Raw genomic sequence first — 14,102 nt, 5'->3', positions numbered from 1 at the left:
GAGGCTCCTTCACGCTTTGCTCAGGCCGACACGAGTTGAGTGGTAAGCTGAACAGCCGCCCATATCAGTCAATTTGTCGGTGGTCAGGTTATTGGTACAGCTGTCCAATCCCAGCGGGTCCATACGGCGCCAGTTGTTTTTCGGAGCCATGATGGTGCCCGGTACCACCTGAGTGGTCACCATTGCCACAAAGTGTGCTTCACCACGTTGGTTGTGCAGGCGTACTTTGTCGTTGTTCTTGATGCCGTATTTCTTGGCATCATCCGGATGGATTTTGGCAAAGTAAGCCGGAATGGTGCGCATGTATTTCACGTTGTAGAACGCGCTGTTTGCCCGGTGCGGGATTGCAGGAGAAAGCAGGCGGAACGGCAGTTCCCTTTCTTCTTTAATCATTTCGTCTTCAGGCAGGCCGAAGTCGATCACAGGGTCGAAGCCGGCGTTCTTCATGTAGTCGGAGTAGAGTTCAATCTTGCCGCTTTCAGTGAAGTATTTGCCGTCACCAAAGAAAGGTTTCGGTACGTTCATGCGTACGAATTTCTCTTTGGCAATCTTTTCGTAAGTCACGCCCTGATAGGCAAAATCGTCAGTATCAAGGAAGTCACGCAAGATGCCTTCGTGATCCACCTGGAACTCAGGATCGTTAAAGCCCATGTGGTGCGCCAGTTCCTTGAAGAAGGTCCAGTTGTCTTTGGACTCGCCTACAGGCTCAATCACCTTTTCACAAATCTGCTGGTAGTAGCAGTTGTAGTCAGGGCAGTAGTCGTCAGATTCAAACTGGGTGGCGGCAGGCACAATGATGTCGGCCAGTTCAGCGGTATCTGTCATCAGGAAGTCGTGCACCACCAGGAACAGATCTTCACGCATGGCACCGCGGCGACAGGCATTTGAGTCGGGGGCTACCGCCACAAAGTTACCGTTATAGTTAATCAAGGCTTTAATCGGCTTGATTGGTTTGCCATAAGCGGTTGGATTGGTTGGATCCAGTGCCTTGGCAATTTCTGTCATGTTCACATGCTGAGCGGTGTCAGCATTGGTCCGCAGGTGAGATGCTGTACCTTTGGCGTAGTTCATGCCGTCATCAGCCTGAACGTTGTCATAGATAAAGCCGTTACCCACTTGACCGAAGTTACCGCCGATGGCGTGCATCATGGCGATGGCACGGGTCATGCGGGCACCGTTGTAGTTACGTTGCATGCCGTAACCCAGACGCAGCACAGACAGTTTTGATTCGCCGTATACCTGGGCAAATTCAAACATCTTGGCTCTTGGTACGCCGGTAATTTTTTCAATTTCGTCGTAGCTAATGGCGTTCAGGCTCTTAACCAGTTCGTCATAACCCAAGGTGTACTTGGCAATAAAGTCATGATCAACCAGGTCTTTTTCGACCATGTATTTCATGATACCGGCAGCCAGATGGGTGTCGGTACTTGGGCGAGGTTGTAACCAGATGTGCGCATGAGAGGCAATCGGGGTACGGATTGGGTTAACAACCAACAACTTGGCACCGTTATCCATCGCCTGGTGGATAAATTTGATGCTGTGAATGTTAGTGGCGGTTTCGTTCTGGCCCCATGCCACGTAGCAGTTGGTTTTTGGGGTATCTTCTGGGTCTGGCCCGCGCCAGGTACCGGTGACGGATCTCAACCCTTCATACGCGGCAAAGACACACACCAAGCGATCCAGTTGTGTTGCACCCAGTTTGTGGAAGAAGCGGCAAGGTCCACCGTATTTACCGATCATGCCTTCATGGCCGGAATAAGAGTACGGCATTACGGCTTCTGGGCCGTATTCGTCCACAATGTCTTTCAGCTTTCTGGATATCTTGCTGTAGGCCTCATCCCAGGTAATTCTGCGCCATTTACCTTCGCCTTTTTTACCTACCCGCTCCATTGGGTGCAGGATACGGTCGGCAGCATAGGTATATTGCACATAGGTATGGCCTTTCACGCAGGGAGAAGTACCAGTTTTGTACTGTTCTTCTGCACCGCTGACGTAGGTCATACGGCCATCTTGCACCCGGAACTTCAGCAGACATCTGTCGGCACAGTTACGAGCACAGGTGTGGTATTTGATTTCCCCATTGCGCTTAGCCAGCAGCCCTGTGTTAGCGCCCGGTTGCTTGGCGTTAGCCACACCGGGAATCAACCCTGACAGGGATGACAAGACCGCTGTGGCACTAGCCCCCTGTAAAAACGTGCGTCTATCAATTTTCATAGTCATCACTCACCATAATTTGGACTTGTGGTCCGTTATGATTATTGGCCGTTAGGCCTTTATTTTGCCGGCTCCCCGGCGTGCCCCGGAACCAGATGTTCCGGGGCAAAACTCCATTACATTGCAAATGTTTGCAGCTGATTGCGGCCGTTAATCAGGCTCACGGTCAGCAGTTTGCCGTCTTGCAGCAGCAACCCTTGTGGGTTAGTGGTGCCTGGCAGCTGTACCATTGGGCTTACCGCACCTGAGTGCAGGTCAAGCTTCAGTACTTCGCTGGCATCGTTGTTCATCAGCAACGCGTGGTCGCCGCGAACGCTCATGCCGGTGATTTGTGGCAGCGTGCTCAGCCCTTGCAGGTTGGTTTCTGCAGACAGGGTCATGTCGCTGTGATCAAAGCGGGACATTACCAGTGTTTCGCTCAGCTCATTGCGAGCAGTCACGGTCACGAACTGATCCTGTTCAGCGCTGTAACCCAGTGCCAATACGTAGCTGGTTTTGGCGCGAACGGTGCTGAACTGGCCACGGGCGGTTTCGCCGATGCCATCATCGCTTTCATAGAAACGACGGTAGTTCAGTGTCATTTCCCAGTTCTGGGCAGGGTCAACAACCAATTCCGCCCAGGCTTTGTTGAAGCCCATGATCAGCAGGGTATTCTGGGAGGTGAATGCCACGCCGTTCAGGGTTTCAATCTGCAGCATGTACATGCCATCCAGATGTGCCTTGGTCAGGATGTTCAGTTGTTTGTCGAGAATGTAAATGCGGTTTTCAGTCGTGGTCAGCGCATAGATCTGAGATTCTGGCTGATAGTCAATCGCGGTTACCCGGCCAAGAATGCTTTCTGGCAGCGCCTGTTCAGACACCAGTTTGGCTTTAGGTGCGTTAGAGAACACAGGGCTGGTGGACTGCCAGTTTTCGATATCAGGGTTGCTGATGGCATAAGCGCCACGGGCATTAGGTGCACCTTGTGGCCAGTGATCCAGCTCCCAGCTCATGTGCTTGGGATTGAAGGATACGCGGGCTGGGCTGTCCTGACCGACGAATGGGATAGGGCCGGTCTGGGTGAAGGCCTGCACGATGTTACCGCTGATAACCACCAGGAACACGATACAAGCAGCTTTTGGCAAGGTATCCAGTGCTTTTTTGCCATAACCGTTATTGGGGAACTTGTTGCCCAATGTCAGCATCAACAAGGCAACCACCACCAGTACCACCAGGAACACGAACAGCGCCCAAGTGTAGGTGTGTGCACCCATGATTTTCAGTGAGAAGCCCTGGCCGATGTCACTCCCCAGGTTGAAGGAGGTATGCACGGATGACATGAAGGCACCGTAGATCCCCAACCAAATCAGTGCAGCGATGTATTTTGGCTTCAGGCCAAAACGCACGATGTAGAGAGCAGTCAGTGACACCAAAATCATGGCAGTACGTTCCTGCCAGCAGAAGGCGCAAGGGTTATCCTTGAAAATGAAACCGAAAATAAAACAGGCAATACCCACAGGCAATGCCATGATGAAAATAGAGGCTAGTGACGCCAACTTATTGAATAATTGCTCTTTCATAACTACTCTTTAGAAATTTCCAACGGGAAGTAAAGTGCTCCAGGACATCATAATCCAAATAAAGAAACTCATGCCGATACAGCCAAATAACAGCTTGTCGGCTAAAGCTTCTTTTTCTGGTTTTTTAAAAACCAGATACGCAGCGAATGCCGCAATACAAAAAAGTGTGAACTCCATTGGATACCTCGTTTTTCACATGTGACTTATATCTAAGTGGCTGAAGCCAGCCGCCATTCTCGTTCTAATCCATAAACTAATTTTGATTTCACCCAGTTGAATGCCGGGGAATTATTTATATTTCCATAAAGAATATAATTTCCAACCGTACGTTGTTCGCTACGGATTTCTTTTATATTGTTAATCATTTCATCAGTTAATCTGCGATAACTTATCGCAGGGATCATGTCGACAAATCGACGTGTAAACTGATTACAACTCAGCGTGATACTGTCGGACTGCGCAAGAATTTGCATCGCAGTAGCAACACTGTCGGTATAGCCAGCAACATCCATTTGCAGACCACTGTCGCGACATAAGTTCACCAACAATGGACAGGCCAAATCGTTATAGTTATCAATCTCCAGCAGCGGGTAGCTTGACAGGTGTTCCAGTGACATGTCTTCGTGGAAAATCGCATGGTTCCGATTCGCTAGAATGTAGATGTCACCTGTTTCGGAAAAGATTTCAAAATTGAGTCTGGTATCTTCAAAACCTTCATAAACCACCACAAAATCAATGCTGCCGGCGATGAGCTCATTACTGCAATCGTGGCTTAGGGTACGAATGTCAAACCTGAGGTTAGGGGCTTCAGGCAGAATGTAAGTGTCTACGACCTTGTTGACGGCATAGACAAATTCGTCATAAGCACGAATAACAAAATGACCGCCGGATTGTCCTGGGGAAAACACCGAATGCTGGCGTTCCAGCAATTGGTATTGTTCCACGAGCAATTTGGCGTGGGGAATTAGCTCCTCGGTTTTTTGCGTAGGAATTAACCCGTTGGATTTACGAACAAATAAAGAGTCCATGAAAATATCCCGCAGCGCGTTTAATGTACGGCTGACGGTACAACTGGTTATGCCTAACTCGGCCGCTGCCAAGCTGCCTTGACCATGCTTATAAACAGCCAATAAAACTTTTAACTGGTTATAATTAAGGTTGTCGATTTGCATATTAATTGAATCCCCACATTCATTGGGCATTACTATGAATATATTAAATGCCCATTGCCTAGATTAAGATCACATTGAGAAATGGTTAATTATTTGAAACATGAATTGCTTCCTAAATTTTACCAAATGAAAAAAATGTTTTTCCTGTGGTGAAATTTAATAATTTGAAGCTTTATCCCAATATTGGGAATAAATTTAATAAGATGGAAGAATTGATTAAATTAATGAATGGTAATGTAGCAAACCTGCAGTTTTGTCTTTCAATTAATCTTGGCAAAAGAAAAACCATTTTTCTTAGGCCTATGTGACATAACTGCAGGTTTCTTTTCAGCTTGTGAAATAACGCAAACAAGCGTGTTGATATGGTAGGCGTGTCACAGGGAACTGGTGTTGTGTGATGGGGATGTGGGGCTCATTGCCGGTCAAAGGTGGCGGTTGACGGACAAGTCGCACAAAAAAAGCGCTGTAAGCGCTTTTTTTGTTGGTGAGAAGGGCGTCACTTGGCTTCAAAGGTAAACGATTGGCCCGCCAGGGCCGCCTCAAACATCAAGCCGCCTTTGGCTGCGGTGAATACCGCCATGCCATTGATATAAGCGGCAGTGGCAGCTTGATTACCACCATGCTGTCCGGCACCGGCAGAATTGCCGGTGGTGCCGGCTTGGGCATTGGCACCCAGATTGATGGCAACGGCTGAAGCCTGGGCGCCAAATTCAAAACTACCACTGGTAAAGGCGTCATAGGCTTTGGCATCTTTGAAAAAGATGATTTCGCTGTAGGCTTGCCCACCCAGCTGAAAGCCGATGGATACCTGGGTGAGGGAAGAATCCCCCGCATAAACGCCGCCACGGTAAACCCGTCCCTTGCCATAGGCGGCACCAATGCCAATTCCCCCTTTGCCAACGGTGGGGAAAATGGCATAGCCATAGGCATGATTAAAAAACTTGTGGGTTTCGCTGGCCTTTTGGAAGGTGGCCAGCGCGTCATTGTAGCTGTCTTGCGCCTGTGCTTGCGGGCTAAGCCCCAGACAGCTTGCCAGTGCCAGCGCTGCCAGAATGAGCGCGTTAAAGGTTTTCATGGGGGAACCTCCGTCCAGATGATGGGCATGGCAGTCATCCTGCCGATTGGCTATTAGCTTACCGTTCAATACTGAAAATAACAGCGTGGTGCCAGAAAAAAGCGGCTTTTTTGACCGGGTGTCAGCCAATGTTCAGTTAGGTGATCTGGGGTTGGAGAGCATCATTCAGGGGAGTGCTGGCGGCGCTTGGCGCGATTGGAGGCGTTAAGGGGCGGCTTTGTTGGAAAGTCTTTGCGCTCATTTTGCAGGTGGCGGATAGCCAATATGGGGTGGCGCAGCAGCATTCTGGGGCCACTGTAACGCATTACTTCCCGGATCTGGGCTTTGGGCTGGGCTTTATAACAATGGCGTGGACAATGTTTGCAAGCAGCTTTTTGTTCGCCATAGGGGCATCGGTCCAGGCGGGTTTGGGCATATTCCAGCAGTGTCTGGCAGTCCGGGCAGCAATGATCATCCGGTTGATGATGATCCCGGCAATGGATGCGTACCATCGCGGTGATGGTGCGAAATTCTGTCGCCAATGTTCCTTGCAGTAATGACATACCCACTCCAGTAACCGCTAATATGGGCAGTGTAGTAAGCACTTATATAAAGTGATAGTGGCAGGGTGGGATAATTTGAAGATGCGCACAAAATACTGCTTTGATTGCATCTTCAGCAAGGCTGGCCGTAATGGTGTCAGATGTGCATGACCTTGTCGGCATCCAGTGTCCAGCGGGTGAGTTCGCTCAGGGTGCCAATGGCGGCGCCGTCAATCAGCATTTCCTGGGTGACACCTCTGGACTCGGCACAGGTTTTACACAACAACAATGGCACTTGCTGGGCGGTGAGGATTTCCAGCATTTGCTGCAGGTTGTAGCTGAGATCAGGGGTTTTTTGCCCTTTAACGGCACCAAAAACCGCATCTGACATCAGAAACAGTTTTATTTCCGCTTCATCGGCTGCAAATTCTTTCATGGCAATCGCCATGCGCAGGGCATTAAACAGTTTTTCTGAACCATAAGGGCCTTCATGGGCCACAATTAGCACTTTTTGCATTATCAATATCCTTGTTTGCCTTGATTGAGAGGGCAGAGTCATAATCGTATTCGTCACAATACGTTATACAGGTCACAGTATTCAGGACCGACGGGACAAATACGCAAAGTTAAATACTTGATTTTTACGGGGAGAATACATTAAATCTATGGTGGGTAACACAACTGAATTTGCAAACCTTGCGTGGTGTTTTGCAGATCATGCCATCCTTCCAGTGAAACGGTGAACCAACATGTTGAAATTGATAGCCATCATTGCGCTGATTGGTATAGGGGTCTTTTTATACCGCCGGACGCAGACGTTGGCGGCCAAGGAAAATACCCGCTCCCAGCGCGATCCTTTACCAGCCCAACCCCAACAGGATGCAGACTTTGCAGCAACCTCCACAGCCAAGGATACTGACCTGCCAGAGCCAGAGCCAGAGCCAGAGCCAGAGCCAGAGCCAGAGCCAGAGCCAGAGCCAGAGCCAGAGCCAGAGCCAGAGCCAGAGCCAGAGCCAGAGCCAGAGCCAGAGCCAGAGCCAGAGCCAGAGTCAGAGTCAGAGCCAGAACGGGATGTCAGCTGGGGCAATGTCACCCTTAAACGGGCTATGGCCCAGCATTTGGCGGCAACCGGTGCGGTAGCGCGCCACGACAGCGTATTGGCGGTGATTGCCGAATGTTACAAGCAGCGTAAAAATGCGCCTTACCTGCAATTGGGGCAAGGGTTTGCCAGTGCTTATCCGTCACTGTTTGCCGGTGCCAAAGCGGCGGGCGAGACCACAGACCCCCAAGCTGTACTCAAAGGCACCGGCTTTTTGCAGCTCTCCACCTTATGCAGCGACAGCGGCCATTACGAGCAGGCCATTGATTTATGCCGGCAGGCATTGGATTATGGGCTGGATGATGGCACGGTGACCGGCTTTGAAGGTCGCATCAAGCGTATAGAAAAAGCGCGTTTGAAAGCTGGCGGTTAACTGTTAGGCGCTTATGGTGCCTTAGGCTTGGGGCTACCCCTCGTCTGCTAATGATCCGATGTTATTGACTGTACCCGGTGAGCCTGTGGCGACCGGGTACATTGTTATCCAGGGAGAAACATCATGAAAGCGTGGTGGATGGCAGGATTACTACTCACCTTGAGCGCCTGTACCCAAGTACCGGAATGGACGCTGTTTTATTATCCGCAGACACAGCCGCTACCGGCCGCAGAACGCCATGCTGCCATCCGTGGTTATTATGAAACCCTGGCCCAATGCGAAGCAAAAGGGCGGGGCATGCAATTGCTGGATGACCATAACGCACTGTTTCAGTGTGCACACCGCTGCCGTGTGGATGAGGGGAATGTGGTAACCTGTGATCAATGGCACACTTTTACCCCTGAGCCTTAATGGATTTCAAGCAGGATTTTTTTGAACAGTTAAGTGGATTTTACCAAGTTGTCACGCCGGCTGGATTGCCACAGCCCCAGTGGCTGGCATGGAGTGATGAGGCCGCCGCCTTGGTGGGCAACCCTCAACCCAGTGCCCAATTATTGCAGCAATTGGCAGGCAACCGGCCCATGGACGGCGCCCGCTACTACGCACAGGTGTACAGTGGCCACCAGTTTGGTGGCTACAGCCCCCAGTTGGGGGATGGTCGCTCCATTATCTTGGGTGAAGCCAAAGGCGCCCAAGGCTGCTGGGATGTGGCGCTTAAAGGCGCTGGCCCCACACCGTTTTCCCGCCATGGCGATGGCCGGGCGGTTACCCGCTCAGCCATTCGCGAATTTCTGGTATCCGAGGCGTTGCATCATCTGCAGGTGCCCACGACCCGGGCACTGGCGGTGATTGGCTCTGAGTTGCCCGTATGGCGCGAAACCCTGGAAAAAGGCGCCATTACCGTGCGCCTGGCTCGCAGCCATATCCGTTTTGGCCATTTTGAACACTGTTATTACGCTCACGTCGGTAATACCGAGCGGGTTCGGCAATTGGCCGATTTCACCATTTGCCAGCATTTTCCCCATTTGAGTTGTGATGCCAGCGGTTATCGCCAGTGGTTTACCGAAGTGGTGCAAGCCACTGCTCGCTTGATTGCGCACTGGCAGGCCATCGGTTTTGCCCATGGCGTGATGAACACCGATAACATGTCCATCGTGGGGGACAGTTTTGATTTCGGGCCGTTTGCCTTTCTGGACACCTATGAAGAGGATTTCATCTGCAATCATTCTGACCCACAAGGGCGCTACGCCTTTTCTCAGCAGCCGGGCATCGGCTTGTGGAATCTGCAATGCCTGGCGCAGGCATTAACCCCCTTGTTGTCATCCGATGAACTGCTAAGCGCCTTGCAATGCTATCAGCCCACACTGGTGGCCCATTACCTGCACCTGATGGGACAAAAAATGGGCTTGGCGCAAACCGGGCAAGGGGCTAGGGAGGACGATTTGGCGCTCATTGGCGCATTCACGCAAATGTTGCAGCAGCAAAAACTGGATTACAGCCTGACACTGCGGCAATTTGCCACCCTGGACCCTTTTGCCAAACACAGTGCATTGCGGGATTTGTTTGTGGACAGGGCGGCATTTGATGACTGGCTGGCGCGCTACCGTCAGCGGCTGGGGCCGGTAGCGGACCTTGGCCAGTGGCAGGCGGCGCGACAACAGGCCAATCCCCGGTATATTTTACGTAACTATCTGGCGCAGCAGGCAACAGAAGCGGCCCTTGCCGGGGATTTGGCACCCCTGCAGCGATTGTACCGGGCATTGTGCCACCCTTATGATATGTCACCGGAATTTGAAGAATATGCCCGCAGGCCACCCCAATGGGGCGAAGGCTTGATTATGTCCTGCAGCAGTTGAGAGGAGTTGCTGGGTTTGGATGAGAGTAAAGAAGATATTAGGGTGAGGCTTGATCGTCAGGCGCAAACCCTGTTTTTTAGCGTAACGTGCGATTTCGAACAATTCCCCCAGCTGGCAGCCCGCCTCTGTCAGTGTCTGGATTTGCAGGTGGTGGCACAAGAATGGGGCGCCGACCGGCACCAATGGCTGGTAGAATTTGAAGGCACTCGGCTTTGGTTGCATTTTGAAAGTTACAGTACCAGCTGCTGGCTCAGTTGCCAGCAGCCGCAGGATATGGACGTGCTGCAGTATCTGCAAACGTTATGGGAGTCACAACAATGAACACTGGCGATGCAGCATTTCATTTCAATGGCCTAACACCCGAATTGATTATGAATGCCATTGAAAGCCTGGGGATTTACCCAGAAAGCGGCTTATTGCCGCTCAACAGTTACGAAAACCGCGTTTATCAATTCCGTTGCGATCGCCAGCAGCGTTATGTGGTGAAATTTTACCGGCCGGAGCGCTGGAGCGATGCCCAAATTCTGGAAGAACACGCTTTCGCCTTTGAATTGCAAGCGGCAGAAATCCCCTTGGCCGCGCCGCTGAAGATTGACGGCAGCAGCCTGCATTACTACGAAGGCTACCGTTTTACCCTGTTTCCCTCCGTGGGCGGCCGCAGTTTCGAGGTGGATAATCTGACCCAATTGGAGGCGGTGGGGCAGTTTATCGGGCGGATGCACCAGTATGCCAAAGACAGCCGTTTCAAGGCGCGCCTCAGTCTGTCCCCGCAAACCTACGGCACCACGGGCCTTGTGGAAATCGCCGCATGTCCTTTGATCCCTGCCAAGCTGCGCCAGCCGATTCTGGATGAGGCGCAGGCACTGTTGCAGCAAGTGGATGACATCTGGAAGCAACAGACACCGTCCAGAATGCGCCTGCATGGCGATTTGCATCCGGGCAATATCTTGTGGACACCCGATGGCCCGGGGTTTGTGGATCTGGATGATGCCTGCAATGGCCCGGCGGTGCAGGATTTATGGATGATGCTGAGTGGCGATCGCAATCAGCAGCAATTGCAACTGGAAGTATTGCTGGACGCTTACAATGAGTTCAGCGACTTTCATCCCGGAGAATTAAAGCTGATAGAGTGTTTGCGCAGTTTGCGTTTACTGCATTACAACGGCTGGCTCAGCCGCCGCTGGCAGGACCCGGCGTTCCCGCGCCATTTCCCCTGGTTTGCCACTGAAGATTATTGGCAACAACAACTGCAAGTATTGCGTGAACAACAGCAACAACTGCAACAGCCGCCCTTGAGCCTGGTGCCCTATTGATGACAGGTGCACATGAAAATATGGAACTTCGGACTTGAGTTGAACTCGAAAAGAAGATTATGTTAGTCGGCAATTTGGCATTTCGGTCAAGAATAATAACCCAAGGAACCCCAATGAAAAAATTACTGATCCTGGCGGCGGCATTTTTGCTGCTGCCATTGATGACAAACGCCAGCGAATTCAAAGAAGGCGTGAACTATAAAATCGTGACGGACAAGCCCGCTTCAGTAAAGCCTACGCTGACTGAATATTTCTCTTTTTACTGTCCGCACTGCTACCACTTTGCCAAAACCTTCATGCCGCCCCTGAAAGCCAATTTGCCCAAGGGAATGACACTGACCCAAAACCATGTGGAGTTTATCGGGCGTGAAATGGGCGTGGTGATGTCCCGTGCCTGGGCGATTGCCACCTTGTTGAAAGTGGAAGACAAAATTGAATTGCCGCTGTTTTCCGCCATTCATGATAAACGCCAGCCTTTTACCAACATGGAACAGGTGAAGCAGTTTTTCGTGGCTGCCGGGGTGGATGGCAAGGAGTTTGAAGCCGCCGCCAACTCCTTTATGGTAAACAGCCTGATGGCCAATATGAAACGCAGCACTGAAAACGCCAAAATCGATGGCGTACCGGCACTGATGGTCAACGAAAAATACCTGATTGACACCGCGTCGCTGAAGTCCTTCGAGCAATTGGTGGCCTTGGTGAACTACCTCAATAAACTGGACTAGTTAAGCTAGTTTTCAGCAAGTGCTCACACAATGAAAGCCGGGTATCAAACCCGGTTTTTTTATGATTAATGACCAGCAAACAGGACAATTTCACTGGAATTCAGATAAAAAAAACCGTACTTCCTGTAGTAGGAGGTACGGATTTAGAGCCATTGGCTCAGTTTTTACCCTGAGTAACGTCAATAATATATCGAAGCGTCAAAAAATTGGCAATCGTTGATTTTATTTATTTTTCCATCTGAGAGATGGGTAACACTCCCAAAAAGTCAGCGGCAGATGAAACTCCGCTGCTGCGCACTTGTCCAATGCTGGGTGAAAGAAGAAAAAGAAAGGAGGTTCCGTGCGTGTATTTCCTGTTTACGCTCCCAAGCTCATTGCCAAGCATGCGAGGATTTTTCTGAAAGGGGCTATCTGGGTGAAAGATCTGGGTCGGCTTGAATTTGAAAAGGGACGCTTTTTATTGCCGGGAAAGGGCCTGCCCAAAGTGAAGCAGGCGGTCATCGAACTTAATCAGCTATTGGATCGGCAGACGCAGCAGATGTCGTCAGTGTGATCACTCCACTTTATCCGTGAGCAGACCTACCAGCCCGGACACTTTATCATTCCAGGTATGCAGTTCTTGTTGCAGCTGCTGGTTCTGCTCACTCAGTGATTGGTTTTTCTGCTTTTCTTCATCCAGTTCCAGGGTGAGTAATTCAATTTGTTCTAAGGCGTTCTGGATGCTGGCTTCCAGTTTGGACAGTAATTCGAGGCTCATGAGGAAAGTCCTTCCGGTTAATAAAGTGAGTGTCCCCTCATTCTACCAGTGCAGACTGGTTGCCGAATAGTCACTATTGGATAATTGCTGAAAAAGCGTACCAGTGAGCTGGCATTCAGCGGCAATGCGGCGGTTTACTGTCGAAAATTGCAAGATGCGGGGCGATGATTGTCTGCACGGCCCCATAAAAAACAGGTCGTTAGCCGGGTTGTTAATGACTGGTTGTAAAAAAATGGGGATTGTTACCGTCACTGGCCCCACTGCCTATTGACTTTATCAGTGTCGCTTCCTAGTCTGCTTGAACGATAGTTAAGGTAGTTCAACATGGAAATCAAGTATCAGTTAAAACCTGCCGCAGAACGCCGCCAGGAGCAGTTCCGTCCGGAGGGAAATGTCGGGTTTGGCCGGTTGCGTACCGACCATATGTTTTTAATGGATTATTACGATGGTGAATGGCGCGATCCCCGCATTGTGCCCTATGGCCCGTTTTCAGTGGCGCCGGGGGCTGTTGCCCTGCATTACGGTCAGTCCATTTTTGAAGGTGCCAAGGCATTCATGCACGGCGATGGTGAGATTTACACCTTCCGCGTCAACAAAAACGCGGAACGTTTGAATCGCTCAGCCGATATCTTGTGTATTCCCCACCTGCCGGAAGAGATGCAGTTACAGGCCATCAATGCCCTGATTGACGTGGACCGGTTGTGGTTCCCCATGCAGGATGGTGCCTGCCTGTACATTCGGCCGTTTATTTTCGGCACCGAGGACCGGCTGTCCGTCAGTCCCTCCACTTCTTACACCTTCTGTGTGGTGTTAAGCCCCAGCGGTGCCTATTATGGTGCCAGCCTCAGCCCCATCAGCTTGCTTATCAGCAATCACTACCACCGGGCGGCGCCCGGCGGTACGGGTGCCAGCAAGGCGTCCGGCAACTATGCCGCATCGCTGCGCGCTGGACGGGCGGCAAAAGAGATGGGCGCCTCCCAGGTGTTGTACCTGGATAACAACAACGTCTACATCGAAGAAGCCGGAGCCATGAACCACTTCCATATCCTGAAAGATGGCACTGTGGTCATTCCGGAGTTTACCGACACCATTTTACGTTCCATCACCTCCCAGTCCATTATTGAGCTGGCAACCGAGCTGGGTTATCCGGTGCGTCAGGAAATGGTGCGCATAGATGATTTCATCAAGGGTGTGGAATCCGGTGACATCATTGAAGCCGGGGGCTTTGGCACCGCAGCGGTGGTATCGCCCGTGGGCGCTTACATCTTTGAAGATGGCCGGCGTCTGACCGTGGGTGATGGCCAGGTAGGCGAGCATGTGAAGCATATTTATGAGGTGTACACCGCCATTCAAAAGGGCCTGCGCCCAGGGCCTGATGGCTGGTTGCAGCAAGTTCCCCATCTGGGTCACTGACAGGTGATGCCCAAGGGATAAACGA

Annotated in this window: 16 protein-coding genes; 8 read left to right on the top strand and 8 right to left on the bottom strand. The window is 51.1% G+C overall.

Annotated elements, in window-relative coordinates:
- Window positions 1–9: 9 nt before the first annotated feature.
- From ACIDEJ_RS09640 to ACIDEJ_RS09610, 7 genes are all read right to left on the bottom strand, one after another.
- Window positions 10–2,214, bottom strand: a complete 2,205-nt coding sequence (locus ACIDEJ_RS09640) for a molybdopterin-containing oxidoreductase family protein (protein ID WP_411987857.1) — start codon at window positions 2,212–2,214, stop codon at window positions 10–12.
- A 116-nt stretch (window positions 2,215–2,330) separates the two neighbouring features.
- The gene (locus ACIDEJ_RS09635; RefSeq protein WP_411987856.1) at window positions 2,331–3,773 is read right to left on the bottom strand and encodes a disulfide bond formation protein B; all 1,443 of its coding nucleotides are present in this window, start codon (window positions 3,771–3,773) and stop codon (window positions 2,331–2,333) included.
- 9 nt (window positions 3,774–3,782) lie between these two features.
- Window positions 3,783–3,950: a hypothetical protein gene (locus ACIDEJ_RS09630; protein ID WP_411987855.1), complete on the bottom strand. Its 168-nt coding sequence runs from the start codon at window positions 3,948–3,950 to the stop codon at window positions 3,783–3,785.
- 32 nt (window positions 3,951–3,982) lie between these two features.
- Window positions 3,983–4,945: a LysR family transcriptional regulator gene (locus ACIDEJ_RS09625; protein ID WP_411987854.1), complete on the bottom strand. Its 963-nt coding sequence runs from the start codon at window positions 4,943–4,945 to the stop codon at window positions 3,983–3,985.
- Window positions 4,946–5,441: 496 nt separating this feature from the next.
- On the bottom strand, window positions 5,442–6,020 hold the full coding sequence (locus ACIDEJ_RS09620; RefSeq protein WP_411987853.1) for a YSC84-related protein: 579 nt from the start codon (window positions 6,018–6,020) through the stop codon (window positions 5,442–5,444).
- A 161-nt stretch (window positions 6,021–6,181) separates the two neighbouring features.
- Window positions 6,182–6,562, bottom strand: coding sequence for a nitrous oxide-stimulated promoter family protein (locus ACIDEJ_RS09615; RefSeq protein ID WP_411987852.1), 381 nt, complete (start codon window positions 6,560–6,562; stop codon window positions 6,182–6,184).
- A gap of 136 nt (window positions 6,563–6,698) precedes the next feature.
- Entirely contained in the window at window positions 6,699–7,058 is a 360-nt protein-coding gene (locus ACIDEJ_RS09610; protein WP_411987851.1) for a DsrE/DsrF/TusD sulfur relay family protein, read from the bottom strand.
- Window positions 7,059–7,290: 232 nt separating this feature from the next.
- Here ACIDEJ_RS09610 and ACIDEJ_RS09605 point away from each other — a divergent pair, with 232 nt between their 5' ends.
- The 7 genes from ACIDEJ_RS09605 to ACIDEJ_RS09575 all read left to right on the top strand — a co-directional run bounded on the left by ACIDEJ_RS09605 (window position 7,291) and on the right by ACIDEJ_RS09575 (window position 12,460).
- Window positions 7,291–8,013, top strand: a complete 723-nt coding sequence (locus ACIDEJ_RS09605) for a hypothetical protein (protein ID WP_411987850.1) — start codon at window positions 7,291–7,293, stop codon at window positions 8,011–8,013.
- 123 nt (window positions 8,014–8,136) lie between these two features.
- The gene (locus tag ACIDEJ_RS09600) at window positions 8,137–8,424 is read left to right on the top strand and encodes a hypothetical protein (protein ID WP_411987849.1); all 288 of its coding nucleotides are present in this window, start codon (window positions 8,137–8,139) and stop codon (window positions 8,422–8,424) included.
- Complete coding sequence (locus ACIDEJ_RS09595) at window positions 8,424–9,869, top strand: protein adenylyltransferase SelO (RefSeq protein WP_411987848.1); 1,446 nt, start codon at window positions 8,424–8,426, stop codon at window positions 9,867–9,869. The genes ACIDEJ_RS09600 and ACIDEJ_RS09595 overlap by 1 nt, the downstream gene beginning before the upstream one ends.
- Window positions 9,870–9,884: 15 nt before the next feature.
- Window positions 9,885–10,190 (top strand): DUF3630 family protein, encoded by a 306-nt coding sequence (locus ACIDEJ_RS09590; protein ID WP_411987847.1) that lies wholly within the window; start codon window positions 9,885–9,887, stop codon window positions 10,188–10,190.
- Window positions 10,187–11,182: a serine/threonine protein kinase gene (locus ACIDEJ_RS09585; protein ID WP_411987846.1), complete on the top strand. Its 996-nt coding sequence runs from the start codon at window positions 10,187–10,189 to the stop codon at window positions 11,180–11,182. Before ACIDEJ_RS09590 ends, ACIDEJ_RS09585 begins: the two co-directional genes overlap by 4 nt.
- A 113-nt stretch (window positions 11,183–11,295) precedes the next feature.
- Window positions 11,296–11,907, top strand: coding sequence for a thiol:disulfide interchange protein DsbA/DsbL (locus ACIDEJ_RS09580; protein ID WP_411987845.1), 612 nt, complete (start codon window positions 11,296–11,298; stop codon window positions 11,905–11,907).
- A gap of 340 nt (window positions 11,908–12,247) precedes the next feature.
- Window positions 12,248–12,460 (top strand): DUF1107 domain-containing protein, encoded by a 213-nt coding sequence (locus ACIDEJ_RS09575; RefSeq protein WP_411987844.1) that lies wholly within the window; start codon window positions 12,248–12,250, stop codon window positions 12,458–12,460.
- Here ACIDEJ_RS09575 and zapB read toward each other — a convergent pair whose 3' ends face one another.
- The gene (gene zapB, locus ACIDEJ_RS09570) at window positions 12,461–12,664 is read right to left on the bottom strand and encodes a cell division protein ZapB (RefSeq protein WP_411987843.1); all 204 of its coding nucleotides are present in this window, start codon (window positions 12,662–12,664) and stop codon (window positions 12,461–12,463) included.
- A 324-nt stretch (window positions 12,665–12,988) separates the two neighbouring features.
- On the opposite strand from zapB, the gene ACIDEJ_RS09565 reads away from it, so the two are divergent.
- Complete coding sequence (locus ACIDEJ_RS09565; RefSeq protein WP_411987842.1) at window positions 12,989–14,077, top strand: branched-chain amino acid aminotransferase; 1,089 nt, start codon at window positions 12,989–12,991, stop codon at window positions 14,075–14,077.
- Window positions 14,078–14,102: the final 25 nt, after the last annotated feature.

Source organism: Shewanella mytili (assembly GCF_046765975.1).
Lineage (GTDB): Bacteria > Pseudomonadota > Gammaproteobacteria > Enterobacterales > Shewanellaceae > Shewanella > Shewanella mytili.
This window is presented reverse-complemented; position numbering and strand designations above follow the sequence as displayed.

Excerpts from the sequence above, each read along its gene's own strand:
- ACIDEJ_RS09625 (WP_411987854.1), bottom strand. The coding sequence starts at position 4,945 with ATGCAAATCGACAACCTTAATTATAACCAGTTAAAAGTTTTATTGGCT.
- ACIDEJ_RS09580 (WP_411987845.1), top strand. The coding sequence starts at position 11,296 with ATGAAAAAATTACTGATCCTGGCGGCGGCATTTTTGCTGCTGCCATTG.
- ACIDEJ_RS09635 (WP_411987856.1), bottom strand. The coding sequence starts at position 3,773 with ATGAAAGAGCAATTATTCAATAAGTTGGCGTCACTAGCCTCTATTTTC.
- ACIDEJ_RS09630 (WP_411987855.1), bottom strand. The coding sequence starts at position 3,950 with ATGGAGTTCACACTTTTTTGTATTGCGGCATTCGCTGCGTATCTGGTT.
- ACIDEJ_RS09620 (WP_411987853.1), bottom strand. The coding sequence starts at position 6,020 with ATGAAAACCTTTAACGCGCTCATTCTGGCAGCGCTGGCACTGGCAAGC.
- ACIDEJ_RS09605 (WP_411987850.1), top strand. The coding sequence starts at position 7,291 with ATGTTGAAATTGATAGCCATCATTGCGCTGATTGGTATAGGGGTCTTT.
- ACIDEJ_RS09610 (WP_411987851.1), bottom strand. The coding sequence starts at position 7,058 with ATGCAAAAAGTGCTAATTGTGGCCCATGAAGGCCCTTATGGTTCAGAA.
- ACIDEJ_RS09565 (WP_411987842.1), top strand. The coding sequence starts at position 12,989 with ATGGAAATCAAGTATCAGTTAAAACCTGCCGCAGAACGCCGCCAGGAG.
- ACIDEJ_RS09640 (WP_411987857.1), bottom strand. The coding sequence starts at position 2,214 with ATGAAAATTGATAGACGCACGTTTTTACAGGGGGCTAGTGCCACAGCG.
- zapB (WP_411987843.1), bottom strand. The coding sequence starts at position 12,664 with ATGAGCCTCGAATTACTGTCCAAACTGGAAGCCAGCATCCAGAACGCC.
- ACIDEJ_RS09595 (WP_411987848.1), top strand. The coding sequence starts at position 8,424 with ATGGATTTCAAGCAGGATTTTTTTGAACAGTTAAGTGGATTTTACCAA.
- ACIDEJ_RS09600 (WP_411987849.1), top strand. The coding sequence starts at position 8,137 with ATGAAAGCGTGGTGGATGGCAGGATTACTACTCACCTTGAGCGCCTGT.
- ACIDEJ_RS09585 (WP_411987846.1), top strand. The coding sequence starts at position 10,187 with ATGAACACTGGCGATGCAGCATTTCATTTCAATGGCCTAACACCCGAA.
- ACIDEJ_RS09615 (WP_411987852.1), bottom strand. The coding sequence starts at position 6,562 with ATGTCATTACTGCAAGGAACATTGGCGACAGAATTTCGCACCATCACC.